This is a genomic window from Actinoplanes sp. NPDC026670 (assembly GCF_040638175.1).
Taxonomy (GTDB): domain Bacteria; phylum Actinomycetota; class Actinomycetes; order Mycobacteriales; family Micromonosporaceae; genus Actinoplanes.
The window spans coordinates 96,050-117,052 of sequence record NZ_JBEZXU010000035.1; the positions used below are offsets into that span (position 1 = coordinate 96,050).

A 21,003-nucleotide genomic window follows, 5' to 3' on the forward strand; every position below is an offset into this window, starting at 1 on the left:
GGGCGGCCGGAACCGCCCGGTCAGCGTGTGTCAGTCGGTGATCCAGATGCCGTAGTCGCGGGTCGCGGTGCCGAAGTCCTGGAAGCCCAGGATCGTGTTGTTGCCGACGTACGTGTAGTTGTTGATGCCCTTGGCGATGACGTTGCCGCTGGCCGACGGGCCGAAGACGGGGCCGCCGCTGTCGCCGCCGCGTACCGCCGGACGGCCGTCCACCTGCCGGGCCTCGACGGCGTCGCCCGAGTCGGTGTTGAACTTCTCGACCCGCAGGCCGCAGACCGGGCCGCCGGTGTCGCGGGCCGAGGAGCCCCCGGACTGGCACAGGTACTCGCCGGGGAACACCCAGTCCCAGCCTTCGACCGTGGTGACGACGTTGCTGTCCAGGCCGCCGACGTACATCAGGTTGTCGGCTCCGCTCGGGGTGTGCACCAGCGCGATGTCGTGGTCGTCGCGGTCGCCGGTGAAGGTGCCGACGAATTCGCCGACGCCGTCGCGGATCGTGTTGCCGTTGCTGCCGCAGTGGCCGGCCGTCAGGATGAACTCGGCGTCGGCGTTACGGACCGGGAAGCCGGTGGTGCAGCGGGAGTTGCCGTTGATCTGGTCGGCGCCGCTCTTCCACTGCGGCCAGTCGTCGCGGCGGCTGGTCAGGACCTTCGCGCCCTGGTCGACCACGTCGACCGGCACTCCGACCGCCGGGATCTGCGCGGTGGTGAAGCCGGTGGTGGTGCCGGCCATGTCGACGACCACGCGGCTGCCGTCGACGGCGTACTTGATGCGCGGTTTCCCGGCGGTCAGCGAGGCACGCAGTGTGGTGCCGGCCGCCCGCAGTTCGTGGAGCGAGTGGGCGGCGGTGGCGATCTGGACGGGGGCGGTGCGCTGGGCGGCGCCGACCGCCCGGCGCACCGGGGCCGGCACGGTGCCCTTCCACCAGAGGACGACCCGGTCGTCCTGGAGTTCGAGGCCGGCGTAGCCGGTGTTCGCGCTCGGGTCGATGGTGTGGCGGATCGTGCTCGCCGCCTGGACGAGCGGGATCTGCCGGCGGGCCTCGGCCGGGAATTCGAACCTCTGCGGCGCCGCGGTGGCGGGGGTGGGAGCGCCGGTGATGATCAGCGCGACGGCGATGCCGAGGGTGGCGGCCAGGCGCCTGTTGTCGTTCATGCGGATGTGCCTCTCCACGCGGGGACGGGGGATCCGTAGATCGACGACAGTCTATAAGTAAAGGTTCCTAAAATCAGAGGGTCCGGGCCGCGCGCATCGCGGCGGCGGTCTCCCGCGCGTCGTAGCCGGGACCCACGCCTTCGGCGAGGACCACGTCACCGGCAAGGTGATCGGTCCGCAACGGCAGGATCTTCCGGTACGCCGGGGACGCGTACCAGTCGTGCGCGGCTGCCATGTCCGGGAACGACAACACGACCAGCGCGCCGGGCCATTCGCCCTCGACGACCTCGACTGCCGAGCCGTGCACGAGGAAGCGTCCCCCGTACGGCTGCATGGTCTTCTGGATCTTCTCGATGTAGGTCAGCACGTCGTCGTGGGTCGACGTGGTCCTCAGGTGGGCTACGGCGTAAGCGGTCATGAATCTGATCGTGCCGCCGCCCCGCCGCGCTGACGATTACCTGCCGGGTAAATGAGGAGTGCCGGCGGCGTCGCCCCCTCGCTGACGCCGCCGGCCAGCCGGTGGATGCCAGTCTGCCTCCGGGGCCGGATGCCGCACCGTGGTGCTGACCCGCCGGACCGGGAGGGAAAACCCGCCTTACCGGCGCAGCGGCAGCATCGCCGTGACGGTGGTGCCCTCACCCGGCGGGCTGGCGAGGCTCCAGGTGCCACCGGCCGCGGCGATCCGGTCGCGGATCCCGGTCAGGCCGTGCCCGGTGTTCCTCGCCCCGCCCACCCCGTCGTCGTCGACCCGCAGTCGCAGGTGACCGTCGTCCTCGGTGACCGTCACCGACACCCGCGTGGCCTCGGCGTGCTTGACCGCGTTGGTGAGCGCCTCGCAGGCCACGAAGTACACGGTCAGCTCGGTCGCCTCGGCCCAGCGCCGGTCCGGGATGGTGATCAGGGCAGGCAGCGGGAGCCGCTGCGCGACCGATTCGAGCGCCGGACCGAGCCCGGCCTGGGTCAGGATCGCCGGGTGCAGGCCGTGAGCGAGCTCCCGCAACTCGCGGGTCGCGTCCCGCAGATTGGCGCTGGCGTCGTCGATCAGGCGCCCGGCCGCCGGGTCGGGCACGGCTGCGCGCAGCCCGGCCAGCTGCATCGACAGTGCCAGCAGCCGCTGCTGCGCCCCGTCGTGCAGGTTCTGTTCGAGCCGGCGTCGCTCGGCCAGCCCGGCCTCGACGATCCGGGCGCGGGAGGCCCGGGCCTCGGCCAGTTGCGCCCGGATCCCGGCTTGCAGACGGGCGTTCTCCAGCAGGAGCATGGCCGCGCTCAACGCGGCGTCGACCACCGACGCGTGCCGGGTGAGCGTGGCGTCCATGTGCACCAGCGCGAGCCGGTCACCGGTGCTGGTGGTGATCGGTATCGACAGGCGGCCGGCCGGCGGGCCGGTGGAGTCGCCGGGAGTGCCGTCGACCCGGTTTTCGGGGGTGCCGTCGGCTCGCCGGTAGCCCGTCTCGTCGTCGACCCAGTAGAGGATCTCCAGGGTCGGATCGTGCAGGGCGGCGCGCAGCGCGGTCAGCACATCGCCTCCGCCGCCGGGCCGGGTCAGCGACAGCACCATGTCGGCGACGGCCGCGCGGGCCAGCCGTCGTTGCAGCGCCGCCAGCAGGAAACCGCCGGGGATGGCGATCATGGCGATCGGCTCGATCAGCTGCAACAGGATCGCCGGCACCCGCGCGTCGGACAGCACGATCGCGGCCCGGCGCACCCCGGTCACGACCCCCACCGCGATGGCCGCCACCAGCACCGGCGTCAGCGTCCGTCTTTCCAGGCCCCGGGCCTGCGCGAGACGGACACCCAGCAGGCCGACGAAGACCAGCGCGATCACGACGAGACCGGCCCGGCCGATCGTCTCGACGAGCTGGCCGGCCAGCGGGCTGCCGGCGCCCCCGAACAGCACGGCCGGCCGGCCGCCACGCGTCGGGACGCCCGCGGTGGCCGCGATGGCCACAGCGGCGCCCTCGATCCAGACGAGCGCGAGCACGGCGAACACCCGCTGGTGCCGGTGCGCCAGCCGGTCCTCCGGGTAGCGCAACAGGACGATCACGCCGACGACCGAGAACAGCCCGCTGCACAGCCATCCGGCCAGTTTCAGTGGCGGCGAACCCCAGTTCTCCAGCCCGATTCCGGCCCAGGCGACTCCGGCCAGGACGAACAGGCGCCCGTTGCCGTACTGGTCGTCCTCCGCGCCCAGGAACGCGCCGGTGAGCAGGAACAGCACACCCACCAGCCCGTTGGCGACCGCGAGCGCCGGCCGGTAGGGCAGGACCGGCCACTGTGCGGCCACCGCCAGGGCGCAACCCACCACGACGGCTGCCGGTGGGCCGATCCACAGGCGTCGCCCCGGCCGGACGATCATCAGTGCTGTGCCTGCCGCAGGTAGGCGAGCACCGCCAGCACTCTCAGGTTGACGTGGCTGCGATCGCCGTCGTCCACCGACGGCAGCCCCAGCGCCTGCCCGATCGAGGTGACCCGCTTCTCGACGGTCTTGATGCTGTAGCTCAGGCGCGTCGCGATCGCCGAGTTGGAGTGGCCCTCGGCGATCAGCGCGAGGATCCGCCGTTCCGACGGGGCGAGCTGGTCCAGCGGGTTGGCCGGGCGCGGGCGGCGGAACATCTCCTGCACGATCTGCGAGTCGATGACGGTCTCGCCGGCGGCGACCCGCCGGGCCGCCTCGAGGAACCGGGCGGTGTCCTGCACCCGATCCTTCACGATGTAGCCGACCGCACGGTCGGCGGACTCGAGCAGCCGGACCGCGTAGGCCGCGTCCGGGTAGTGGGTGAGGATCAGCAGGCCGACCCCGGGATGCCGGGCCCGGATCTGCTCGGCCGCCGCGATGCCCTCGTCACGGAACGCCGGTGGCATCCTGATGTCGGAGATCACCAGGTCGGGCGGGTCGGCCGCGACGATCGCCAGCAGCTCGGGCAGGTTGGTGGCCTGGCCGTGGACCACCAGCCCGTTCTCGGTGAGCAGGCGGACCAGTAGCTCCCTCAGCAGCCCCGAGTCCTCGGCGACCACGACGCGCAGAGTCGGCTCCAGTGACACGGGTCTATCATCGTCGAAGTGGTCGCTCCCGGGCAAACCACCCAGATGTCGGCTTTCCTACCACCGCGCCGATAATCGGGAAATGATCGAACTGCGCACCGACCGCCTCCTGTTGCGACAGTGGCGCGACGACGACCTCGACGCCCTGGCGCAGATGTACGCCGATCCCGAGGTGATGCGCTACATCCGCGACGGCTCGGTGCAGAGCCGGGCGGAGACCGCCGCGCACCTGGACCGGATGCGGCAGCACTGGGACGAGCACGGGTTCGGGCTGTTCGCGGCCGAGCTGGTGGAGACCGGGCAGCTGACCGGCTGGGTCGGGCTCGCGGTGCCGTACTTCCTGCCCGAGGTCATGCCGACGGTGGAGATCGGGTGGCGGCTGGCCCGGCCGTTCTGGGGCGCCGGCCTGGCCACCGAGGGCGCGCGGGCGGCGCTGCGTTTCGGCCTGGTCGATCGGGAGCTGGACCGGCTGGTCAGCATCCGCCAGGTGGAGAACGTGCGCTCGGCCCGGGTGATGGAGAAACTCGGCCTGACCTTCGACAGGCGCACCACCACACCCGGCAACGACCGGACCGTCGACGTGTACGCGATCAGCCGGCCGCAATACCTGGACCGATCGGTGCGAACCCGGTAATGGGTAAGAATCCATATTGATCTCATGTACAAGTAACCGTCTATGTCTTAAGGTGCCTTCGGGGCGTTCGCAACGGGGGCGGATTTCCCTGGTCAAGGCGTGCCATCGCCGTTCGCCGTGCATCTGTTTCCGCCCCTGATTCGTGCCGTTCAAGCACTGGGGAGAACAAAGATGAACAACGGGGAAACCAGTCGGCCGAGGCGAGTGCCACGGAAGGCCCTCGCGGTCGGGCTGGCCGCCGTCGTGCTCGGGCTGAGCCCGGCGGTGCCGGTGATCGCCGTCGAGGGCAACGCGGTCACCGGCACGGCGTACGACTTCGTCGCGAAGGTCGACGTCGGCGCCGCCGGTGTGGGTGCGGGTTGTACAGGTGCGCTGGTCGCGCCACAGTGGGTGCTCACCGCGGTGGACTGTTTCGCCGCCGCCGGCGCGGTTGCGGAGGGCGCGCCGGCCACCCCCACCACCGTGACCCTGGGCCGGGCCGACCTCACCGAGACCGACGGCGTCGTCGCGCCGGTGGTCCGCCTGGTACCGCACCCGGACCGGGGTGTCGTCCTGGCCAAACTGGCCACGCCGGCCACCGGGATCACCCCCGTCACACTGGCCGCCACCCCCGCCGCAGTCGGTGACCAGCTGACGGTGGCCGGATACGGCCGGACCGCCACCGAATGGGTGCCGAAGAAGCTGCACGCCGCCACGTTCGGCGTGACCGCCGCCGACACGGCCACGCTGACCGTGCTCGGGGCCTCCACCACCGCCGTGGTCTGCAAAGGCGACGCCGGTGGCCCGGCGCTGCGCACCACCTCCGCCGGGATGGAACTGGTGGCCGTGACCCAGCGGTCCTGGCAGGGCGGCTGCCTCGCGGAGACCGAGACCCGGCGCGACGCGACCGAACTGCGCGCCGACGACCTGGCCGGCTGGCTCGGCGTGACCACCGGTGACGTCGGGATCTTCGGCGCCCTCGCCGACGGCCACCTGACCTACACCGCGATCGACTCGGCCTCGGGCGACCAGTTGGGCACGGTGACCTCGACGGCGGCGTTGCCGTTCACACCCAAGGCGATGGCCGCGCTGAACGCCGACACCGTGCTGATCACCAGCACCGACGGTCACCTCTACCGGGTCGACGTCACCGGCCTGTCCGGCGAGGTCAGGTTCGCCACCCCCGTGCAACTGGACACCAAGGGCGGCTGGACCCACGACTGGCTCTCCTTCGACGGTGACGGCTCCCTGTTCGGCCTCGCCGGCGACGCGGTACGCCGCTACACCATCACCAGCGCGAAACCCGGCCCGGGCAGCGTCATCAACAACACGTCGGTCGGTGCCAGCGGCTTCACCCTGAAGAACTTCACCACCACCGGCCCCGACTTCTTCATCGGCGCGACCGCCGCCGGTGTGCTGCGTGGGTACGCGGTAAGCCCGGCCGGGACATGGACGCCGTACAACGTGGCTGCCAGCGGCTGGGGCGGTTACACGGCGCTGACGTCCCCGGGCAACGGCCTCTATTACGCCCGGACCGCCGCCGGTGGGCTGCTGCGGTTCAAGGACGCCACACCCGTCGACGGCAACGGCGCCGACATCACCGCCTACCCGAACGACCCGGTCGCCACGAGCGGCTGGAACCAGGTGGCCTTGTCGGCCGTGCCGCTGCGCTCGTACCCGCAGCACGCCGCCGACCTGTCGGTCTTCGGCGTCGACGCGGACAACCACCTGACCTACACGGCCACCGACAGCCTCGGCGCCCCGATCGCGACGGTGGCCTCGGCGGCGGCGCTGCCGTTCACGGCCAAGGCGATCGCAGCACTGAACTACACCACGGTCCTGATCAACTCCACCGACGGCTTCCTGTACCGGGTCGACGTGTCCGGCACCCTCCCGGCGCTGACGTTCACCTCGACGCGGATCGACACCAGGGGCGGCTGGACGCACGACATGCTGGCCTACGACGGGGCCGGTTCGCTCTACGGCATCGCCTCGGGCAACCTGCGCCGGTACACGCTGACCAGCGCCAAGCCGGTCGAGGCGAACATCACCGGCGGCATCGCGGTCGGCGCCGGGTTCACGCTCAAGACGCTGACCACCGCCGGTCCCGGCTGGATCCTCGGCACGGTCAGCGACGGCCGGCTGGTGTCGTACAAGATCATCGGTGCGGGTGACTGGGATCCGTACACCCTGAAGACCACCGGCTGGGCCGGGTACACCCGCCTGACCTCGCCCGGCAACGGCCAGTACTACGCGGTGTCCGCGGACAACACCGTCACGAGCGTCAAGGATGCGGCTCCGCTCGACGGGGTCGGCACCGACATCACGGTTCTCTCGCCGGCTCCGGGCACCAGCCCGAAGTGGACGTCGAAGCTGGTGTCGGCGGTGCCGTACCTCTCCTGAGCACGCCTTTTATGGACGTCCCGCCCGGCTGCCGGGCGGGACGTCCGATCAGACCCTCGCTCGATAGGCTTTCTTCCACCCCGACTCGCCGGGCTTCAGGAAGGACCCAAGTGTCAGAAGACGCCGAGGCAATCGCCGGCTTCGGATACGAACTCGGCCTGTTGAAGCGCATCCGCCGAACCGGCTGGTGGCACGCCGGCGTCCGTGATCCGGAGTCGGTCGCCGAACACACCATGCGCACCGCCCAGTTGGCCGCCCTCATCGCGGCCGAAGAGGGCGCCGATCCCGCTCGTGCGTCTTTCCTCGCCCTCTGGCACGACACCCAGGAAACCCGCACCGGCGACCTCCCGCACACCGCGGCGGCCCACCTGGCCAAGCCTGACCCGCGCCGAATCACCGCCGACCAGACCGAACGGCTTCCCGAGCGCTCTCGCGACACGGTCCGCGCCGCAGTCGACGAGTACGAGACGCGTCAAACCCTCGAAGCGCTGTGCGCCAAGGACGCCGACAAACTGGAGATGCTCCTGCAAGCCATCGAGTACCGAGACATCGGCGTGAGCCGCGTGGACGGCTGGATCGCCTCGGCACGCAAGGACCTGCACACCGAGACGAGCCGACGAATCGCCAAGGCCGCGGTAACACTGTCTCCTCTGGCGTGGCGCGATCGGTAAAAGCCGCCCGTTTCACTGATCTGCCGAGAACAGTGCATCCGTTGGGTGAGCGTTCCGCAAGGAAATGCGGATTCATTGCGACTTCGGAACGCGTCACTCGGAGGCATTGTCATCAGTGTTTCGCCGATTCTCGTCCGGGTGGTTCGGCGGTAGGCCGGGTCGCTCTCGGTTCGTCAGGCGCGGTTGTGCTGCCGCAGGCGGGTGGAGCCGACTATGCCTGCTGTGATGACGGCTGCGACGACCAGCGATGGCGGGGCGTACGGCTGGTAGAAGTGTTTTGCCACCTCGGCGCCGTCGACGTGGCCTGTCGACAGCGCGCCATATGCGCCGTACAGAGTGTTCAGTTGATACAGCGTTCCCAGCAGGAAGGTGGGGGTCACCGCGAGCAGCAGCCGCTGGTCGGCCGTGGCCACCCACAGGAAAGCCGCTGTCCCGCAGATCACCACGACGGCGGCAAGGATCTGCGAGGTCATGTTGTCGACGTTGCGGAAACCTTCCGCAAGGAGCAGGTGCAGGGCGAGGACGCCGGCGGTGACCAAGACGGCGTTGACCCGAGGCGCGGGCGGCACGTCCGCCGGACGCCGCAGGCCCACCATGACCAACGGCGTGGCGACAACCGGTGCCCACCACTGCGGAAGGCCGTCGGCGACAACCGGTACCCACCACTGCGGAAGGCCGTCGCTGAACAGGTACGGCGAGATCACGGTCGGCACCACCGCCGCGGCCACCGTCAGGACGGCGGCGGTTCGGGCGCGGCCCGCGGCAAGCGCCACCAGCGCCGCGCCCACCATGACTTCGTAGACACCGTGATCCCGCAGGACCACCAGGGGATCCGAAAGTCCACCGGACCGCAACGCCTCGAGAACGCCTCTCAGGCCGAAGAGCGTACCCAGCGCCAGCACCGCCATGGCGCCCAGGTGGATTCCCTGCCAGAGCCGCACGGCGGTGGGTCGGGCCGCAGTGCTGCCGCTGTGCACCCGAAGGCCGCCGCGGATCAGCGCGGCCGCCTGCCGGAGGGTGGGCCAGCGGCGGGCGGTCGGTTCGTCGCCGATCAACGTGTCGATCAGTTCGTCGGCACGTTCGCGGCGGTACTCGGCCGGATAGGCGCGCAGCAGCGTGCGATAGCGCTTCTCCAGAACGTCGGAACTCATGCTGGTCTGATCCTCGCGGTAGAAGGGATACGTGTGCTTCCCTGCGGGAAGCCGTCATGCTGCAGGCGGTCCATGACCACCCGGGCGGCGCGGGCGAGCCGGTCGGCTTCCTCGGTGAGCACGCGGTGCCCCTCGTCGGTGAGCCGGTAGTAGCGGCGGGCGCGACCGTTGACGATCTCTTCACCGTCGGCGGTGACGAGGCCTTCGCCGAGCAGCCGGTCGATCACCGAGTACAGCGAGCCGGCAGCGAGTTTCACCCGTTCGTCGGACAGCTCGGTCACCCGCTTGATCACGGCATAGCCGTGCAGCGGGCCACCGAGCAGGGCGGCAAGCACAAAGTACGACGGTTCCCGCAGCGCGGGACGCGAAGTTGATCGCATGGCGGCCAAATATACAAGCAACATGAGTATCTAGCCAAGGTGTGTATGCGTCGTGATCGACCACCCTCGCCCGCTTCATCTTCCTGCTCGGCGGCGACGCCGAAGGCGACCTCTTCCAGCCTCCGAACACACACCACCCTTGATCAACTTGACAAGGATTACCTGCATAATGCCGCGATCCGGGCGCGCAGCGAGGTTTAGCACTGCGGTCGACTACGAGCAGGACGGTCCGCCAGCCGGCCTGAGCGGCTCGAATAGCCGCGGTTGCCGACGCCCGCAACGAGCAGTAGCGAACGGAGTACCCGGTAGGCGACCTCCTGCTGTTGCCTGGCCCGCGCATCGTTGCGGAAGGACACGCTCCAGCCGGTCGGCAGATGGGTGAATCGAACTGACGCCGTGGCCGGATTCCGCGTGCACACCATATCCAGCCGGACATCCTGAGCCCGGACGGTCTCCGGATCATCGTCCTCGACCAGCGGGGCTACGGTGACGGTGACCTTGGTTGCCCCGGCGTGATGCCGGCCGGCGTCGGCGCGCAGCAGGCCGTACGCGTACGGCGCGGCCACGACCAGCGCTCCTTCCCGCAGGCGCCATTCCGGCGGGACGTTGTCGGGTACCACGATGACGTGGCCGTACCGCTCGGCCCATTCGCGGTATCGCCGCAGCACGGTCGCGACCATGGTCACCGCGTCCTCGTCGGTTCCGATGGCGCGAACGACGACCACGGCGCCCCGAAGGTCGTAGGGGCCGTCGAGGCGCATCCGGGTCCGCAGGTCCGCGACGGCATTGCTCAGTGCGGTGGCCTCGGCCTGCAGGTCAGCGAGGACCGCATCGTCGTGGGTGTCGACCGCCAGCGCGAGTAGCTGTAGCGCATCGTCGAGCCGCCTGCGCACCGTCTCGGCGCGGGTCAGCTCGCGGGTGACGACGGCGAGGCGGACGCCGACCGCCCGCCCACGCGCGGGATCCCTTCACAGATCCGGCGCGACCGCCGCGGTCTCCAGCTCAGCCCGGAGTCGGCGGAGCCGCTCGAGGCCGGGCGCGGTCGAGCGGACGGCCGTGGCGAGGTCGTGCAGATGACTGGTCAGCTCGGTGGCGCTCACCCGCCTAGTTTACCGACCGGCACCCTGCAGTTCATGCTCGTTGTCGGCGATCTCCGCAGTCGAAACATCGAGATATGCACCGGCCGTCGTGGTGTGAGGGTTCACTGATCTGCCGCGATCCGGGCGTGCCAGCGCCAAATGCGCCGTTACGCTGCGTGTAGCGATCGACTTTGTTGGGTGCGCGCCTGTGCCGGAGAGCGAGTGCCTGCAACCGCATCGGCGACAATGGGTGTCGACGGCGGCTGAAAACTGGTTCTGACCCCCATTTCGTGATCGCATCTGACCCCGATGGCTCTGATCAGCGGCTGAGCAGGACACGCTTACGGGGCAGATCGAAGCCGGCTCGCCCATACATCTGCCTTTTAAGCATCTTGATCCGATTCACGTTGCCCTCGACCGCGCCGGAACTGTGGTGCAAGGTCAGGCCGTTGACGACGGCGTCGTAGTCCTGCGTGAGCCCGGTGGCGAAGGAGTGCAGGTGCGGGAGGTCGTCGGCGCGGACGGCGGTCAGTCAGGCGTCGAGGTGCTGGCCTTGGCGGTGCATGAGCATGGTCGCGAACGTGGTGACGTGGGTGGCAGCCGGTCCAGGTGTGGGCATTCGGCTCGGACCTGGGCGAGCATGGTTTGTTCGTCGGTGGTGAGCGCGTTCGGCACTGGGTGGTCGCACGCGTTGCCGCATCGGTAGAGGCAGGTCATCGCGTAACGGCTGCCGCCGCTGTGCCCGAGCAAGGTCAGGAAGCGGCGCGTGGTGTCTGTCATTCGGGGGACTCTCTAAGGTCGGTTGGCCTGCCCGGACGCTAGGAGAGCCACCGAACGACGAACACCGATGCCGGGCGAGCGCGGGGTTAACGCTGCCCGACAGCTCAGCTACCGATCCGGCCTCCGTCCGGGCGCCACGTGACGACCACGGCGGGCTTCGCGTAGCCCCCGTCCGGCCATGTCGACGCCGGATTCTCCACCGTCGCCCCGTCGATCTCGCCTGGGTGCTGCACGGCCACGAACACCGACCGCTCGTCCTCGACGATGAACGGCCCGCACGTCTCGGCGCCCGGCGGCACCGTCAGGAACTGCCGCAGGTGTCCCCGCTCAGGCCCCTCGATCGGCGTCGCGAACAGGCCGTCGTTGGTGCCGAGCGCGTTGCCGTCCGTGGAGATCCACAGATTGCCCGTACGGTCGAACGCGACGTTGTCCGGGCAGGAGATCGGCGACACCTTGCTCTTGTCGAACCCGGCGAAGTAGCTCGCCGGGTCGGCCGGGTCACCGCACACGATCGGCAGCGACCAGGTGAATGTCTCCCCCGTGTGGTCGCCGCGGTCCTCGACGATCTCGAAGATCTGCCCGTGCCGGTTGGCCGTGCGCGGATTCGCCTCGTCCACTCCCGGATACGTGCCGACTCCCCGGTTCGTGTTGTTCGTCAGGGCCGCATAGATCTTTCCGGTACGGAGGCTGGGCTGCACGTCCTCGGGCCGGTCCATCTTCGTGGCGCCCACCGCGTCCCCGGCGAACCGGGCGAACGTCAGCACCTCAACCGCCGTCATCCCCGGCACGAACGACCGGTCGCCGGACACAAGCTTGATCCACCGGCCGGTCCCGTCGAACCGCCCGTCCGACGGCAGCCGCCCGGTGCCGTCGATCTCGGCCGGCGGGCTGTCCCCGCGCAGCTGCGCCACGTACAAGGTGCCCGATTCGAGCAGCGTCAGGTTGTGCCGCCGGTCGCCGGGCCGGTACTTCTTCGCGGACACGAACTTGTAGAGATACTCGAACCGCTCGTCGTCGCCCATGTACGCGGCGACCTGCCCGTTGCGCGCCACGATCACGTTGGCGCCCTCGTGTTTGAAGCGCCCCATCGCGGTTTGCTTACGCGGCGCCTCGTCCGGCGAATAGGGGTCCACCTCGACGATCCAGCCGAACCGGTTCGCCTCGTTCGGGTGCTTCGCCAGGTCGAACCGCTCCTGCGCGCGTTCCCAGCGCCGCGACTCGTCCGGGTAACGCCCGGTGGTGAGGACGCCGTAGCGGGCCAGCCCCGGCTTCGCGGCCTCGGGGGCCTGGTCGCCGCCCACGAAGTACTGGTTGAAGTTCTCCTCGCCGGAGAGCACCGTGCCCCACGGGGTGACGCCGCCGGCGCAGTTGTTGAGCGTGCCGATCGCCGCCCGCCCGCGCGGGTCGGCCGCCGTGCGCACCAGCGCGCTGCCCGCCACCGGCCCGGCCAGCCGGAACGGGGTGGCCAGCATCGTGAACCGCCGGTTGTAGCGCAGCCGGGGCCCGCGCGCCGGCCGCCACCGCCCGGTGTACCCCACCCGCTCCAGCTCCACGACGCTCATCCCGTGCGCCGCCATGGCGATCCGCACCTGCTCGACGGTGAGCGCCTCCTGGCTGGTGAACCCCGGGAACATCAGCTCCTCGTTGGTGTACTCGTGGTTCGACACCAGCAGCGCCCGCGTGCCGTCGCCGCCGAGCGGCAGCACACCGAGGAAGTCGTTGTTGTAGCCGAACTGTGCGGACTGCTTCGCGGCGGTTTGCGCGTTCAGGTCGAAGGCGGGCGCGCCGGGCAGCACCGGGTCACCCCAGCGGATCACCACGGCGTGCTGGTAGCCGCTCGGCACGACGACCCGGTCCAGCTCGTTCGGCGGCACCGGCGTGAAGGTCAACTCCCCCGGGCGTCCCTTCGCCGCGGCCGGCGCGGGACTCGTCACCGCGGCCACCCCCAGGACCAGGGCCCCCGCCTGTACGACGCGGCGGCGGCTTAGCGCGGCGTTGACGATGTCACCCAGGTACGGGTTGGCCGACCGGTTCGGCACCGGGTGGTCGCAGGCGTTGCCGCAGCGGTAGAGGCAGGTCTTCGGGTCGCGGCCGTGGCCGCCGACTATAGGGAGCTCGATCATGGTCCAACCTCCTTGTCGGTAACCCTATCGTCACCCACTGTTCCATCGATGGACATCATCCGTTCAGCTTCGGCCGCCCCAGCGTCATGTAGCCGAAGCCGAAGTTGTTCCGGTACCCGTGCAGCCACCGCTGCCGGTGGTCGTCGGCGCACGCCCGGACCGCCTCGGCCCGGACGTGATCCGGGTGGGTGAGCAGCCACTCCTCGGCGTCGGCGAGGAACCCCGACTCGAACGCGTCGGCCGCCTCGACCCACAGCGGCCGGAACCCCACCGCGAGGGCACGCGGACGCGCCGCCGCCCTGGCCGGCAGCGCCCTCGACGACCACGCCGAGGTGCTGCTGCCACCCGGCGACGAGCCCCTCCCCACGTCCGCCGGTTCGTCGAAGTCGCTTGGAGCAGAGCTGCCGCAGGAGAGCGGGGACCGCGGTCCCGGGCCCGCCAGCAGTCTGAAGCGAAGCCCAATCGGCACTCTCCAGCGTGCGCCCCTCGGGTCCAGCTTCGTCCCAACGAACCTTCTACGTACTCGCTGTCCATCGCCGGCGCCGGTGACTGTCCGTGGGCAAGGATGCCGCAGGCCTGAGTTGCCAGGGGTGGGGGAATGGTGGAGTGGGTGCCGGGTCGATTTGTCACGCTGACGTTCGCAGCTGAGCGCGTCACGGGCCGCTGCGATTGATGATGCTGTCGTCTGATCCGTTGACGTTGACGTTGACGTTGACGCGGTCGCGGTCGCGGCGATCCGGGCAGGAGCTCGGCGAACGAGCGGCCCCCGTGGATGGCCATGGTCAGGTGCGCACTTCAGCCGAAATGAGAGCGACTCTGCCGGTCACCTCCGGGCTGGCGTGAGCCGCTCCGGCGGTAGTGGGGCGTTCCCAGGGCCGGCGCAGGTCCTCGGGCAGCGGCCGGGCGAGGCGCAGTGAGTGTGCGCGGCCAGGACCAGCCACGTCCACCGGTCGGCCGCGTCCGGGTCGCGGAGCTTCGGCGCGGTCCAGCCGAGCGTCTGCTTGAGCAGCCAGAAGGTGTGTCCAAGATCGAAGCGGCGCAAGAACGCCTGCCAGCACCGGTCGACATCCGCAGCGGTGGCGCCGACCTTGGACCAACACAGCCAGACCGGTTTCGGCTCGCCCGGCTGGGCAGATGGTCGACGGTAAGCCGGATGACGGTTCCGGCGATGATCGGCAGCGGTTCGTCGTGGTCGATCCACGCGGCGCGGCGGGTCAGCCGTGGGTGCAGCTGCGGTCCCATTGTGCGGTCGGGAGTCATGCTTGGCTCAGGTCGATATCGTTCCCATCGGGATCGCGGACACACGACGTACGCGGTTTCCAAGCGAAATCGGTCGGGGGATGAACTTCCACACCCCCGGCATTGACCGCACGGGCGTGAGCGGTGTCGACGTCGTCAACGAGCAGCCCAAATCGTGTGCCCTCATGCCTTGAGGCAGCTCCGTCATGCTCCTCAAGTGTGATCAAGAAGAACCGGTCCGTTCGGTACGTGCCGAACTGTAGCGACGAGATCGATTCGTTGAACACGACGTCGAACGCGGTCGTGTAGAACCCGGCCGCCGCTTGGACGTCCGCGACCCTGATGCGGATCTGAACGGGGCGAATAGTCTGTAATGTGGGCATCGGAGTTCCCTTCTCGATGAATTCGTCGACGGCGGCGATCCGCTGTGACACCTCGCGGACCTGAGCAACCAGCCGCTCTCGGTGCACGTCCAGCGCTGACCGCACCTGTCCTGGAGACCGGCCTACCACCGCACGGACCTCATCGATTGGCACGCCCACGGCGCGCAGCCCGCAGATCAGGCGAGCATCGTCGAGTTGGTCTTGGCCGTAGCGCCGGTAGCCGGTGCCTGGATCGACCTGAGCGGGCTTGAGTAGCCCGATCTCGTCGTAGTGACGCAGGGCAGGGATGGTCAGACCGGTCGCCGCAGCGAACGCACCGATGTTAAGCAGGTCATCACCGTTCACCCACCAAGCTTCGAACCTCTGGTCGCAGGAGAGTCAACATCAACGCTCGCCAGAATCAGCGCGACGTCCTTTCTGTCCGAGATGAATGCGTTTCCCGGCCAGCTGGGAGCCGACATGCTAGAACCAAGGTCAGGCGCACGGATTTGCCGCAATCAGGTCGCTACGCGGCGTCATTTCCGGCTTGAGGTGGCTCAATCGCCTGGCGGCACGGTGACGAAGCCGTCGGTCCACTTGTCTTCGTCGAGTGTGTACTGGTCGATGAGGAAGCAGTCCGGCTCGTCGCGGAATCCGGGCAACTCCCGGGCACGGACGAGGCGTTCTTGGGCCTTCTGCAGGGTGGAGTAGGTGCCGAGAATCTTCAGATCGTCCCCTTCTTCCTCGTCCCAGATCAACTCGCCGTCCGCGCCACGATGTTCAGTGGGCCTGCCATCGAGGAACCGCGAATGACGAACGTGCCACAGCAGGTAAACGTCCACCGGCCGACCGTATCGCCCGGGCGATCCTCCGGTTCATGCCGCAGCTCTCGGTGCGCTTTCATGGCCGCATACCGGCGCAGCGCGCCGACTTGGTTCTGACCGCCTTCGCCGGGGCCTGATCTTGCCGGTAGAAGTCTGTGTGGCGGCATGACTGTTGGGTAGCAGTCTGCTGGTGAGGTCAATGGATGCTCCTGGCAGGCTGTGATCATGGTGGTGACGAACCCGTGGTTGGCCGGTCCGAGCCCGAGGAGGCGGCTGGAGCCCGAGCGTTTGGAGGAGCGGATCCTCAACCTGTTGTCCTCGCAGAACATGTGCGTTCTGGCGACCGTTGGTGAGGACGGGCCGCTCGCGACCCCGGTACGCTACTTCCACCTGGATTTCACCATCGTCTTCACGGCGCTGGGTACGTCGCCGAAGATGCGCAACATTCGCAACGACCCGCGTGTGTCCATCGGCATCTTCGCGCCGCTTGTCGGGCAGGCCAGCAGCCGTGGCGCGCAACTGTTCGGCAAGGCTCGGATCCTGGAGCCGGGCCACGCTGACTTCGAGAGCTACTGGCCGGTGGTTCGGTGGCAATCCGACCACATCGAGCGAGCGCGCGATCTCGACGACCCACCACTCGGGCCCATCAGCGTAGTCCCAGCCGATCGCATCGTTTACACCGAGCACTGGCTGCGCCGGGAAGGGTATGCGCCGCGGCAAATTTGGCATCGGACGCAGCTCACGGACTGAACCACACTCGGACGTCCTCTTCTGCCGCCGAGCGTGCGCACCGATGGCCATGCCGTCACGTTGGGTACGACGTCGTCACTCCGGCAGAGGGCGGCCCATTTCCGGGACGGCCGGCGGGGAGGTGAACAGCACGGCAACGGCCCACCCGACTCCGGCGAACGCGCCCACGGTCCAGGACAGGATGCCCGGATCGTTTTCCGTACCGCCGATCCAGATCTCTGCGGCGACGATCAGTGTCATGACCACCGACCCCAGCACCAGTGCAGGCAGATTGTTCCGGCCGACGAGCGGTGGGTAGATCACCAGGCCGAGCAGCCCGACGAGGAGCAGTGTCATGAGATTGAGCGCGATCGACAGGACACGTATCGGCAGCTCGCCGCCCGCGTCGGCGTCGAGCCGAACCACGCTGGACAGGCTGTCCTGCGCCGCGACGACGATCGCCGACGCGGCCACCAAGCCCAGGGCACGGCCCACCGTCACCCGTCGCTTCGCCAGAACGGCGACCACCGTCAGCGGCACCACCGTCGGTAGGACGGCGACCAGCGCGAATGCTGGCAGGAGGAGGAAGAAGGCGGGGTTCTGGTTGAACGTGGAGGAGTTGAGCAGTGCGTTCAAGACCATCGGGTAGAGAGCGAGAATCAAGCCGGTCAGGAGAACGGTCGCGGCGACGGACCACGGGTGAGCCCGCACGAGCCGCAGACCGGTCGGGGGCACGACGACCGGGGGCTCCTCCGCATAGGGCCGCGGGAGATCAGAACTCACCGCTGAAGGATCGCTCATCGGATGGCCCGGCGTAGAAGAGGGTGCCAGCCGGAAGTCCGGATGGTCCGGGCCAGAGCGTCCCCAACTTAGGCGAAGCCGAAAGGGCTCCTCACGTCGGGTCGGCGGCCGTGAGCTGCTGGACACCAGGCAAGGCCGAAACTTTGACCGTGTACGACGGCACGTCAGCCGTCTCCACGTCGTACCTGACCCGTTGGATCTGCTGGTCGTTCTCGTACAGCGCGACCGCTTGAAGTGGGCCGAGGTGGGACAGGTCAAGGTTGACCGGTTTGCTCTTGTCTTGGAGGACGTCTCCGATTCCACCGAGGTAGTTCGTGGCGTCTCCGGGAGGACGGCCCGATGGAGCTCGGACAACTACGGCAAGGCAGATGTCCCCGCTGATGACGGTCCAGCCGGTCTGCCGGGAGGCTTCAGCGGCTGCCTCCAGCAGCGACCGGACCCGTTCAAATTGTTTGTTACCAGCCGAGAACAGCGACAGGGCCTCGTTCTTGATCGGGGGCCATCCGGGTATTTCGAACGCGATCTCCGCAAGGTCTCGTAGACTCACCGGCTCAGTTTCGAGTACCGGATCCGGCTTGAACAGCTGTGCTCTTCTTCCGCTGATCGCGCTCGGACCGATCGCTGCGGGCGCGGCCGGTTGGTGCGCTGTGGCGGTTTGACGTCGTGTCCTGCCGATGAGGCTCGGTTGGGGGCCGACCGAGATGCGCCGGTAACCGGCAGTGGCCTGCGACCATGGCTCGGGCGGTGATCATTCGGCTGATCCGAGGACGAGCCGGGCTGCGGATACTTCCCTGATGGCCACCGTTGATCTCATCCCCGCCCCAGCCGGCGACGCGGTGACATTCCGTCTGCGCCGGTCGCGGCTGTGGCTGCGGATGGCACTGATCTTCATTCCCGTGTTTCTGCTGTTCCGCGGGATCGCGATCGGCCTCTCGCTGGAGGAGTGGGACTTCACCGAAACGGTGATCTGGGTGCTGCTGACGGCGATCGCCGGAGCAACCGGGGCCGTCCTCGGTGCTGGCCGCAATCCCAGCTGGATACGCGCCTCGGCCGCCGGCTTGGAGTTCGCGGCCACCCGCCGCCAACCGGTGTTCTTGCCGTGGTCGGCGGTTCAGTCGGTCGGGCTGCGCTTCACCGGCCCGTTGACCGAGCTGCTGGTAACCCCCACCAGCTTGAACGCCGCTGCCGTCGCCGCCGTGTCGGCGTGGGCACCACGGGTACGTCGACGCTCGGGCGCCGCCGTGTTCATCGTCGACGTCGGCCTGATGACGCCCGGACCGTCAGCGCTGCTCACCGAGCTGAATCGACGGCTTGTCGCCCATCGTTGAAGCGGGCCAGTTGAGGCGGGCCTCCCTGTGTGAGACTTTCCGTGCTGCCCGCGAGCCGGCCGTCCTCTTCTGCCGCCGACAAGCTTGTACCCGGCTCCGGCCGGCAGGGCCGAAGCCGGAGCCGGGCCGGTCGCGTTCGATCCAACTCGACCACGCCAGCCTGTTCCAGGACGACGGCGATGTAGTCCGCCGTTTGCCGTTTGATGAAGCCCTTGAGGTAACCGTCAAGGGCATCTTGGTCGCCTTGGACATCGCGGTTGGCGCCTATGCGAATCCACTGCCTGCCGCGCAGGTAGTCAGGGATACCTTCAAGGCAAGCCCAGCTGATGGGCGTCCTGGTCTTCTTCGGGCCGAACAGAAGGATCAACGAGTCCGCGGTCATCTCGCTGATCTCAAAGGTTGACCGTCCGGTCGGTGTGGGCAACCGGGTTCCTGGCGTCAACTGTTTGCGGATTGCCGCCTCGACCGACGTCATCGCTGAAGTCTGTGCGACTCAATCTGCTGAGACAAGCACAAACAGCTTGCTCAGATGATGTCCTCTGCTGCCGCGATCCGTGTTCGGACTGGGCCGCCGCTGTCACGCCCTGGTGATGAACCGCGGTTGGCGGCGTGCCGATGAGCCGGTGTCCGGCTCGTCACGAAGCGATACGGTCTCCGCCATGGAGAGATGGATGACGACGCTCGATGATCTGCTCGTCAGACCTTTTGCGGTAGACGAGCGTGGCCGCGCGGAGCCCCATCATGTCGATCTTTGTGAGAGCCAGTCGTTCCCGAGCCAGTTCTGCGACAGCACTGGGACAGGGGAGATTGAGTTCCAGCGGGCCAGGGAGAGGTTCCTAGCCGACCGTGCTGAACTGGCGCGCATGATCTCCGCCCGATACGGAATGCCTGAAAAGCTCGACATACAGCGGTACTTCTTCGACGGAGAGGGCTCACTGGACGATCCAGGGGAATCGTTGTTCCGATACATGACGGACTGGTTCTTCGAGATCGAGCTATGGCGAGTGGGTTCACGCGGGATTGTCGCCGAGGCTGCTCAATACGACAAGGAGCTTCCCCTCCAGTTGATGCTTGTCGTCGGAGATCTGGGCATTCCGGCGGCATCAAGCTCTGATTCTACCCAGCCATTTGAGTCGGGTTCGCCTCGACCCTGATGAGGGCACTGTCATGCCGCGATCCGTGCTCGGGTTGAGCCCAACCTAGTACTCCAGCCGCACTTTCAGGTCCGGAGTCTGCGCAGGTAGTGGCTGGTTCGCGCCCGGTATTGATGGCGCCGCCGCAACGACGCCGATCGTACTATGTAGACTCCGCGACTTGTGTCAGTGGATCTTGTGTCGGGCTGGTTTGCGGGCCTGGACGATGTGATGGCCCGCATCGCAAAGCGGTTCGGACGTGTCGAGCCACGCCGCCGGGCACGGAGTTACCTACTCGGCCTGCTGTCGCCTCTGGCCGGCAAGAATGGCTGGACGATCGCCGAAGCCGCCGGTGACAGCACGCCCGACGGCATTCAACGCCTGCTCAACCGCGCCGATTGGGATGCCGACGCCGTTCGGGATGACCTGCGCGACTACGTCACCGAACACCTCGGCGACGACGACGGTGTGCTGATCGTCGACGAGACCGGTTTCCTGAAGAAGGGCGTGAAGTCCGCCGGGGTCCAGCGCCAATACTCTGGAACGGCCGGCCGAATCGAGAACTGCCAGCTCGGCGTGTTCCTCGCCTACGCCAGCAGCAAAGGACGAGCGCTGATCGACCGAGAGCTCTATCTACCCCAGCGCTGGAACGACGACCCGATCCGCCGCGCCGAGGCCGGCATCGACGAGAAGGTGAAGTTCCTGACCAAGCCCGCCCAGGGACTGGAAATGCTCACCCGAGCCCTGGATGCCGGCATCCCAGCGCACTGGGTCACCGCGGACGAGGCATACGGCAAGGACAGCAAGTTCCGCGCCGCCCTCCAACGCCGCCACGTTGGCTACGTCCTCGCCGTCGCCTGTAACCAGAAGATCCCTACCACGGCCGGAAGCTCCCGCGCGGACCTCCTTGCGGCCCAGGCACCGGACCCGGCATGGAAACGCCGCAGCTGCGGTGACGGAGTCAAAGGTCCCCGGCTCTACGACTGGGCCGTCGCCACCATGCCCGACACCGGCACCGCCGAACACGGCTTCGCCCGGTGGTTACTGATCCGTCGCAGCATCACCGACCCCACCGAACTGGCCTACTACCTGTGCTACGGCCCCGCCGACACCACAGACGAGCAGCTCATCCGGGTCGCCGGCACTCGCTGGGCAATCGAGGAGTGCTTCCAGACCGCAAAGAACGAGGT

At 68.4% G+C, this 21,003-nt stretch carries 22 protein-coding genes and 3 pseudogenes; 7 read left to right on the forward strand and 18 right to left on the reverse strand.

From position 1 onward, the window contains the following. Positions 1 to 30: 30 nt before the first annotated feature. The 4 genes from AB0E94_RS30590 to AB0E94_RS30605 all read right to left on the reverse strand — a co-directional run bounded on the left by AB0E94_RS30590 (position 31) and on the right by AB0E94_RS30605 (position 4,197). The gene (locus tag AB0E94_RS30590; protein WP_360333138.1) at positions 31 to 1,155 is read right to left on the reverse strand and encodes a peptidase; all 1,125 of its coding nucleotides are present in this window, start codon (positions 1,153 to 1,155) and stop codon (positions 31 to 33) included. A 73-nt stretch (positions 1,156 to 1,228) separates the two neighbouring features. Then, on the reverse strand, positions 1,229 to 1,573 hold the full coding sequence (locus AB0E94_RS30595) for a DUF1330 domain-containing protein (RefSeq protein WP_360333140.1): 345 nt from the start codon (positions 1,571 to 1,573) through the stop codon (positions 1,229 to 1,231). Between the two features lie 177 nt (positions 1,574 to 1,750). Continuing rightward, positions 1,751 to 3,511, reverse strand: coding sequence for a sensor histidine kinase (locus tag AB0E94_RS30600; RefSeq protein ID WP_360333143.1), 1,761 nt, complete (start codon positions 3,509 to 3,511; stop codon positions 1,751 to 1,753). Next, entirely contained in the window at positions 3,511 to 4,197 is a 687-nt protein-coding gene (locus tag AB0E94_RS30605) for a response regulator transcription factor (RefSeq protein WP_360333145.1), read from the reverse strand. The genes AB0E94_RS30600 and AB0E94_RS30605 overlap by 1 nt, the downstream gene beginning before the upstream one ends. Before the next feature lie 82 nt (positions 4,198 to 4,279). Between AB0E94_RS30605 and AB0E94_RS30610 the strand changes: the two genes are divergently transcribed. The 3 genes from AB0E94_RS30610 to AB0E94_RS30620 all read left to right on the forward strand — a co-directional run bounded on the left by AB0E94_RS30610 (position 4,280) and on the right by AB0E94_RS30620 (position 7,884). Next, positions 4,280 to 4,831, forward strand: coding sequence for a GNAT family N-acetyltransferase (locus AB0E94_RS30610; RefSeq protein ID WP_360333147.1), 552 nt, complete (start codon positions 4,280 to 4,282; stop codon positions 4,829 to 4,831). Positions 4,832 to 5,035: 204 nt separating this feature from the next. Next, positions 5,036 to 7,213: a S1 family peptidase gene (locus AB0E94_RS30615; RefSeq protein ID WP_360333149.1), complete on the forward strand. Its 2,178-nt coding sequence runs from the start codon at positions 5,036 to 5,038 to the stop codon at positions 7,211 to 7,213. A 110-nt stretch (positions 7,214 to 7,323) separates the two neighbouring features. Then, positions 7,324 to 7,884: an HD domain-containing protein gene (locus AB0E94_RS30620; protein WP_360333152.1), complete on the forward strand. Its 561-nt coding sequence runs from the start codon at positions 7,324 to 7,326 to the stop codon at positions 7,882 to 7,884. Between the two features lie 173 nt (positions 7,885 to 8,057). Here AB0E94_RS30620 and AB0E94_RS30625 read toward each other — a convergent pair whose 3' ends face one another. From AB0E94_RS30625 to AB0E94_RS30675, 11 genes and pseudogenes are all read right to left on the reverse strand, one after another. Continuing rightward, the gene (locus AB0E94_RS30625) at positions 8,058 to 9,035 is read right to left on the reverse strand and encodes a hypothetical protein (RefSeq protein WP_360333154.1); all 978 of its coding nucleotides are present in this window, start codon (positions 9,033 to 9,035) and stop codon (positions 8,058 to 8,060) included. Next, positions 9,032 to 9,415 (reverse strand): helix-turn-helix transcriptional regulator, encoded by a 384-nt coding sequence (locus AB0E94_RS30630; protein ID WP_360333157.1) that lies wholly within the window; start codon positions 9,413 to 9,415, stop codon positions 9,032 to 9,034. Before AB0E94_RS30630 ends, AB0E94_RS30625 begins: the two co-directional genes overlap by 4 nt. Before the next feature lie 197 nt (positions 9,416 to 9,612). Further along, a pseudogene (locus AB0E94_RS30635) lies at positions 9,613 to 10,350 on the reverse strand (PCRF domain-containing protein); the annotation flags it as partial. A 33-nt stretch (positions 10,351 to 10,383) separates the two neighbouring features. Continuing rightward, positions 10,384 to 10,515 (reverse strand): hypothetical protein, encoded by a 132-nt coding sequence (locus tag AB0E94_RS30640; RefSeq protein WP_360333160.1) that lies wholly within the window; start codon positions 10,513 to 10,515, stop codon positions 10,384 to 10,386. A gap of 298 nt (positions 10,516 to 10,813) precedes the next feature. Continuing rightward, positions 10,814 to 11,017 (reverse strand): annotated as a pseudogene (locus AB0E94_RS30645) (transposase); the annotation flags it as partial. Between the two features lie 5 nt (positions 11,018 to 11,022). Further along, positions 11,023 to 11,274, reverse strand: a complete 252-nt coding sequence (locus AB0E94_RS30650) for a hypothetical protein (protein ID WP_360333162.1) — start codon at positions 11,272 to 11,274, stop codon at positions 11,023 to 11,025. Between the two features lie 104 nt (positions 11,275 to 11,378). Next, positions 11,379 to 13,397, reverse strand: a complete 2,019-nt coding sequence (locus AB0E94_RS30655) for a PhoX family phosphatase (protein WP_360333165.1) — start codon at positions 13,395 to 13,397, stop codon at positions 11,379 to 11,381. Positions 13,398 to 13,452: 55 nt separating this feature from the next. Further along, the gene (locus AB0E94_RS30660) at positions 13,453 to 13,764 is read right to left on the reverse strand and encodes a hypothetical protein (protein WP_360333168.1); all 312 of its coding nucleotides are present in this window, start codon (positions 13,762 to 13,764) and stop codon (positions 13,453 to 13,455) included. Positions 13,765 to 14,226: 462 nt separating this feature from the next. Continuing rightward, positions 14,227 to 14,630, reverse strand: a pseudogene (locus AB0E94_RS30665) (transposase); the annotation flags it as partial. A gap of 23 nt (positions 14,631 to 14,653) precedes the next feature. Further along, positions 14,654 to 15,364 (reverse strand): MerR family transcriptional regulator, encoded by a 711-nt coding sequence (locus AB0E94_RS30670; RefSeq protein WP_360333171.1) that lies wholly within the window; start codon positions 15,362 to 15,364, stop codon positions 14,654 to 14,656. A gap of 191 nt (positions 15,365 to 15,555) precedes the next feature. After that, positions 15,556 to 15,840: a hypothetical protein gene (locus tag AB0E94_RS30675; protein ID WP_360333174.1), complete on the reverse strand. Its 285-nt coding sequence runs from the start codon at positions 15,838 to 15,840 to the stop codon at positions 15,556 to 15,558. Positions 15,841 to 16,047: 207 nt separating this feature from the next. Between AB0E94_RS30675 and AB0E94_RS30680 the strand changes: the two genes are divergently transcribed. After that, on the forward strand, positions 16,048 to 16,572 hold the full coding sequence (locus AB0E94_RS30680; protein WP_360333177.1) for a pyridoxamine 5'-phosphate oxidase family protein: 525 nt from the start codon (positions 16,048 to 16,050) through the stop codon (positions 16,570 to 16,572). A gap of 75 nt (positions 16,573 to 16,647) precedes the next feature. Here AB0E94_RS30680 and AB0E94_RS30685 read toward each other — a convergent pair whose 3' ends face one another. Further along, positions 16,648 to 17,187: a hypothetical protein gene (locus AB0E94_RS30685; protein ID WP_360333180.1), complete on the reverse strand. Its 540-nt coding sequence runs from the start codon at positions 17,185 to 17,187 to the stop codon at positions 16,648 to 16,650. A gap of 256 nt (positions 17,188 to 17,443) precedes the next feature. Then, positions 17,444 to 17,899, reverse strand: coding sequence for a hypothetical protein (locus AB0E94_RS30690; RefSeq protein ID WP_360333183.1), 456 nt, complete (start codon positions 17,897 to 17,899; stop codon positions 17,444 to 17,446). Between the two features lie 247 nt (positions 17,900 to 18,146). Here AB0E94_RS30690 and AB0E94_RS30695 point away from each other — a divergent pair, with 247 nt between their 5' ends. Continuing rightward, complete coding sequence (locus AB0E94_RS30695) at positions 18,147 to 18,680, forward strand: hypothetical protein (RefSeq protein ID WP_360333186.1); 534 nt, start codon at positions 18,147 to 18,149, stop codon at positions 18,678 to 18,680. On the opposite strand, the gene AB0E94_RS30700 is transcribed toward AB0E94_RS30695, so the two are convergent. Further along, positions 18,643 to 19,155: a hypothetical protein gene (locus AB0E94_RS30700; RefSeq protein WP_360333188.1), complete on the reverse strand. Its 513-nt coding sequence runs from the start codon at positions 19,153 to 19,155 to the stop codon at positions 18,643 to 18,645. The genes AB0E94_RS30695 and AB0E94_RS30700 overlap by 38 nt on opposite strands. 196 nt (positions 19,156 to 19,351) lie before the next feature. Here AB0E94_RS30700 and AB0E94_RS30705 point away from each other — a divergent pair, with 196 nt between their 5' ends. Together AB0E94_RS30705 and AB0E94_RS30710 are read left to right on the forward strand one after the other, a co-directional pair. After that, positions 19,352 to 19,834 carry a hypothetical protein gene (locus AB0E94_RS30705; RefSeq protein WP_360333191.1) on the forward strand — a complete coding sequence of 161 codons (483 nt, stop codon included), beginning with the start codon at positions 19,352 to 19,354 and terminating at the stop codon, positions 19,832 to 19,834. A gap of 210 nt (positions 19,835 to 20,044) precedes the next feature. Further along, a partial coding sequence (locus AB0E94_RS30710) for an IS701 family transposase (protein WP_360333196.1) occupies positions 20,045 to 21,003 on the forward strand: 959 nt, incomplete at its 3' end.

Coding starts and splice junctions, on each gene's coding strand:
- AB0E94_RS30590 (WP_360333138.1), bottom strand. CDS start 1,155: ATGAACGACAACAGGCGCCTGGCCGCCACCCTCGGCATCGCCGTCGCG.
- AB0E94_RS30595 (WP_360333140.1), bottom strand. CDS start 1,573: ATGACCGCTTACGCCGTAGCCCACCTGAGGACCACGTCGACCCACGAC.
- AB0E94_RS30600 (WP_360333143.1), bottom strand. CDS start 3,511: ATGATCGTCCGGCCGGGGCGACGCCTGTGGATCGGCCCACCGGCAGCC.
- AB0E94_RS30610 (WP_360333147.1), top strand. CDS start 4,280: ATGATCGAACTGCGCACCGACCGCCTCCTGTTGCGACAGTGGCGCGAC.
- AB0E94_RS30625 (WP_360333154.1), bottom strand. CDS start 9,035: ATGAGTTCCGACGTTCTGGAGAAGCGCTATCGCACGCTGCTGCGCGCC.
- AB0E94_RS30630 (WP_360333157.1), bottom strand. CDS start 9,415: ATGCGATCAACTTCGCGTCCCGCGCTGCGGGAACCGTCGTACTTTGTG.
- AB0E94_RS30650 (WP_360333162.1), bottom strand. CDS start 11,274: ATGACAGACACCACGCGCCGCTTCCTGACCTTGCTCGGGCACAGCGGC.
- AB0E94_RS30655 (WP_360333165.1), bottom strand. CDS start 13,397: ATGATCGAGCTCCCTATAGTCGGCGGCCACGGCCGCGACCCGAAGACC.
- AB0E94_RS30680 (WP_360333177.1), top strand. CDS start 16,048: ATGGTGGTGACGAACCCGTGGTTGGCCGGTCCGAGCCCGAGGAGGCGG.
- AB0E94_RS30695 (WP_360333186.1), top strand. CDS start 18,147: ATGGCCACCGTTGATCTCATCCCCGCCCCAGCCGGCGACGCGGTGACA.
- AB0E94_RS30700 (WP_360333188.1), bottom strand. CDS start 19,155: ATGACGTCGGTCGAGGCGGCAATCCGCAAACAGTTGACGCCAGGAACC.
- AB0E94_RS30705 (WP_360333191.1), top strand. CDS start 19,352: ATGACGACGCTCGATGATCTGCTCGTCAGACCTTTTGCGGTAGACGAG.